This window comes from Bradyrhizobium oropedii, assembly GCF_020889685.1.
GTDB classification, from domain to species: domain Bacteria; phylum Pseudomonadota; class Alphaproteobacteria; order Rhizobiales; family Xanthobacteraceae; genus Bradyrhizobium; species Bradyrhizobium oropedii.
The window spans coordinates 1-3,783 of sequence record NZ_JACMYO010000343.1 but is presented as its reverse complement, the minus strand read 5'-3'; the positions used below and the strand labels follow the sequence as shown (position 1 = coordinate 3,783).

General features: G+C 63.0%; 4 protein-coding genes. All 4 read left to right on the top strand.

Going from position 1 to position 3,783, the window contains the following annotated elements:
• The first annotated feature begins 138 nt into the window (after positions 1-138).
• The 4 genes from H8A95_RS42025 (at position 139) to H8A95_RS42010 (ending at position 3,777) form a co-directional block, all read left to right on the top strand.
• A complete protein-coding gene (locus H8A95_RS42025; protein ID WP_092124555.1) occupies positions 139-699 on the top strand; it encodes a LemA family protein in 561 nt (186 codons plus the stop codon).
• A 168-nt stretch (positions 700-867) separates the two neighbouring features.
• Complete coding sequence (locus H8A95_RS42020; protein WP_229188309.1) at positions 868-2,097, top strand: M48 family metallopeptidase; 1,230 nt, start codon at positions 868-870, stop codon at positions 2,095-2,097.
• A gap of 163 nt (positions 2,098-2,260) precedes the next feature.
• The gene (locus tag H8A95_RS42015) at positions 2,261-3,004 is read left to right on the top strand and encodes a P-loop NTPase family protein (RefSeq protein WP_166214394.1); all 744 of its coding nucleotides are present in this window, start codon (positions 2,261-2,263) and stop codon (positions 3,002-3,004) included.
• Positions 3,005-3,108: 104 nt separating this feature from the next.
• Positions 3,109-3,777 (top strand): P-loop NTPase family protein, encoded by a 669-nt coding sequence (locus tag H8A95_RS42010; RefSeq protein WP_229188308.1) that lies wholly within the window; start codon positions 3,109-3,111, stop codon positions 3,775-3,777.
• Positions 3,778-3,783 lie beyond the last annotated feature (6 nt).

Here is a 3,783-nt window from a genome sequence, read left to right as displayed (position 1 = left end):
GGGACGACGACGGGACCTGTTGAACTAATTCGACACCATCCCCGACCAAGACAATGCCCACCTTTTCGCGGCGGGCTGCCCTGCGCCCCGATCTTGGGCTACGGTGCCGCCGTCTCGTCCTTCAGGAGTTGCCCTGTCATGTCGACCAGCTGGATCGTTATCGGCGTCATCGTCCTTCTCGTGCTGTTTGCGTTCGGCGCCTACAACCGCCTCGTCGCGCTCGGCCAGCGGGTCAGCCAGGCCTTTGCCGACATCGACGTGCAGCTCAAGCAGCGCCACGACCTGATCCCGAACCTGGTCGAGACCGTGAAGGGCTATGCCGCGCATGAGCGCGGCACGCTCGACGACGTCATCAAGGCGCGCAATTCGGCGATCTCGGCGCAGGGTCCGGCCCAGGTCTCGGCGGCCGAGAACCAGCTCTCCGGCGCGCTCGGCCGGCTGATCGCGCTGTCGGAGGCCTATCCGGACCTCAAGGCCAACGCCAATTTCCAGCAGCTCGCCTCCGAACTGTCCGATCTCGAGAACAAGATCGCCGCCAGCCGGCGTTTCTTCAACAACGCGGTCCAGGAATACAACACCGGCATCCAGCAGATGCCGGCTGCTTTGTTCGCCGGCATGTTCGGCTTCACCCGCAAGGATTTCTTCGACCTCGGCGCCAGCCGCACGGAGGTCGAGGCGGCACCGAGCGTGAAGTTCTGATTACTTCCTTCGAGATGACGCCCCTTCGGTCTTTCCGGGGCGATGCAACGCATCGAACCCGGAATCTCATCTCACTCACTAATCTCGAGATTCCACAAAGCGCAATTGCGCATTGGGGTTCGCGCTTTCAGCGCGCCCCGGAATGACGGTGAGAAGCGGAAGCGCACCATGGCCGCCTATGGTCTCTACACGCATATCGCATCGAACAAGTTTCGTTCGATGCTGCTGCTCGCGGGCCTGTTCCTGCTGATCTACGTGCTGGTCTATGCCGGCGCGCTGGTCGCGGAGGTGATGGTCGATAGCGGCCGCACGGTCGACTATTATCTGACGCGGGCCTCGCGCGATCTGGTGTCGGCCTTCCCGTGGGCGACGATCGCGGCCGCGGCCTGGATCGTGATCGCCTATTTCTTCCACCAGAAGATGATCGATGCCGTCACCGGCGGCGAGAGCGTGACGCGGCAGCAGCAGCCGCGGCTCTACAATCTCCTGGAAAACCTCTGCATCTCGCGCGGCATCCCGATGCCGAAGCTGAAGGTGATGGACAGCCCGGCTCTGAATGCGTTCGCGACCGGCCTCAACCCGCGGCAATACTCCATCACGGTCACCACGGGTCTGTTGAACGCGCTTGATGACCAGGAGATCGAGGCCGTGCTCGGCCACGAGCTCACCCATATCAAGAACGGCGACGTGCAGCTGATGGTGGTCGCGGTGATCATCGCCGGCGTGGTCGGTTTCCTCGGCGAGCTGTTCTTCCGCCTGTTCACGAATCTGTCGTGGAACTCGAGCGGAGGCGGCTGGTCGTCGTCGTCGTCATCCTCCTCATCGTCGAGGTCTTCCTCGGACCGCGACAGCAAAGGCTCCGGCGGCGGCGCCATCATCGTGATCATCATCGCGGTCGCGCTGATCATGCTGGCTTGGCTGCTGTCGCAGGTGGTCAAGCTGGCGCTGTCCCGGTCACGCGAATTTCTTGCCGATGCCGGATCGGTCGAGCTGACCAAGAACCCCGATGCGATGATCTCGGCGCTGCGCAAGATCGAGAACCGCGGCGAGCTGCCGGACGCCACCTCGGCGGTGATGGAACTCTGCGTCGACAATCCGCGCGAGGGCTTTGCCGACCTGTTCGCCACCCACCCGTCAGTAAAGTCCCGGGTCGATGCCCTGGTGAAATATGCCGGCGGCCACGATCCCGGACCACTGGCGCTGCCGGATGAGACGGAGCCGCAGGACCAGTCGTCCACGGCAGGCGACCAGCCCCCGCCGGAGACCCATGGCCCGTGGGGTGACACGCAGCCCGCACAACCGAACAATCCGCCGCCGCTGCCGGGCACTGGTCCCAGGCAGGGACCGTTTGGTCCGCTTCAAAGTCCGCTCCAGGGCCCCTGGGGCCCGCACCGCTGATCGTGCCCTAGGTTACTCAGTCCATTAAGGAAATCCCCACCAAGCCGGTCATGGGCACCTTAAGGAATTGAATTCTCCCTCGTTTCTGCCATGTTCGCGCCCAAAGCAGTGTGGGGACTTGCCGATCGCCATCGCGGTCGGGAGCGCGCTTTAAGGGACTTCCATGGCAAAGCCGGTTGTGATCGTGGTGGGCGCTGACAAGGGCGGGGTCGGCAAGACCACCGTCTCGCGGACGCTCCTGGACTATTTCAGTGCCAACAACGTACAGACCCGGGCGTTCGACACCGAGTCGCCGCGCGGCACGCTGAAGCGCTTCCACCCCGACATCACCGAGATCGTCGACATGACGACGACCGCGGACCAGATGAAGATCTTCGATACGCTGAACGCCGGTTCCTCGGTCACCGTGATCGACGTCCGCGCCGGCCTGTTGTCGCCCGCGCTGGCCTCGCTGCGCGACATCGGCTTCCTCGACGCCGCGCGCTCCGGCCAGATCACCTTCGCCGTGTTCCACATCCTGGGCCCGTCGATCGCCTCGCTGGACGAGATCGCCGAGACCGCCAACTTCATGAGCGGCGCGAAGTATTTCCTGGTGAAGAACTTCATCAACGACACCCAGTTCTTCCAGTGGGACCAGGCGACCTACAATTCCTACTTCCACCGCATCAAGGATGCCGTGGACCTCACCATCCCGAAGCTCAACGAAATGGCCTACGAGCAGGTCGAGGTCTCCTCGGTTCCGTTCCTGAAATTCGTCGCCAACAAGGGCATCAACGACGACGCCGCGAACTACTCCTTCGTGCTGCGCGGCTATGTCCGGCACTGGCTCGCCAATGTCTGGAGCGAGTTCGACCGGATCAAGCTGACCGACCTGGTCGGCGCCAAGTCGGCCAAGGGCGAAAAATAGTCGCGCCTGGCAGCGGAAAAGTCGCGCCCGGGGTAGCGAAAAAGTCGCACCCGGGGCCGCGATGGGGCTGGATTAGGCGAAAATTTGGCCTGATATAGCGGGCGATGTCATCCACGCCCGTTTACATCATCTGCTCGCCCCGCCCGCAGGTCGGCAAGACGCTGATCGCGCGGCTGCTTGGCGAATTCCTGCTGCTCAAGAACGGCGATGTGGTCTGCTACGACATCAATCTGAAGGAACCGTCGCTGCTCGACTATCTGCCGCGGATCACGGAAACCGCTGACGTGATCGACACCTACGGCAAGATGCAGCTGATGGACCGGCTCATCGTCAATGACGGCATCGCCAAGGTGGTGGACCTCGGCTACCACGCGTTCGACGAATTCTTCAAAATGTGCGACCAGATCGGGTTGATGAAGGAGGCGCTGCGCCGCCGCGTCGCGCCCGTGATCCTGTATGTCGCCGATGCCGACCGCGCCTCGGTGCGCGGCTACCAGATGCTGGCTGGCCTGATCCCGCCGAATGGGCTCGTCGTAATCGACAATGAATTCGTGGTGCGCGGCGAGCTGCCGCCGGTGATGACCGCGAGCCGGGTGCTGCGCTTCCGCGCGCTGCCGGTGTTCCTGAAGACCTATATCGACCGGCTGACCTTCTCCTTCACCGGCTATCTGCGCCAGGAGAAGGACTCATCGACCGAGCTGCATCAGTGGATCCGGAAGAACTACACCACGTTCCGGGATCTCGAGCTGAGCATGCTGTTGCAGCGGGGATGATCGTCG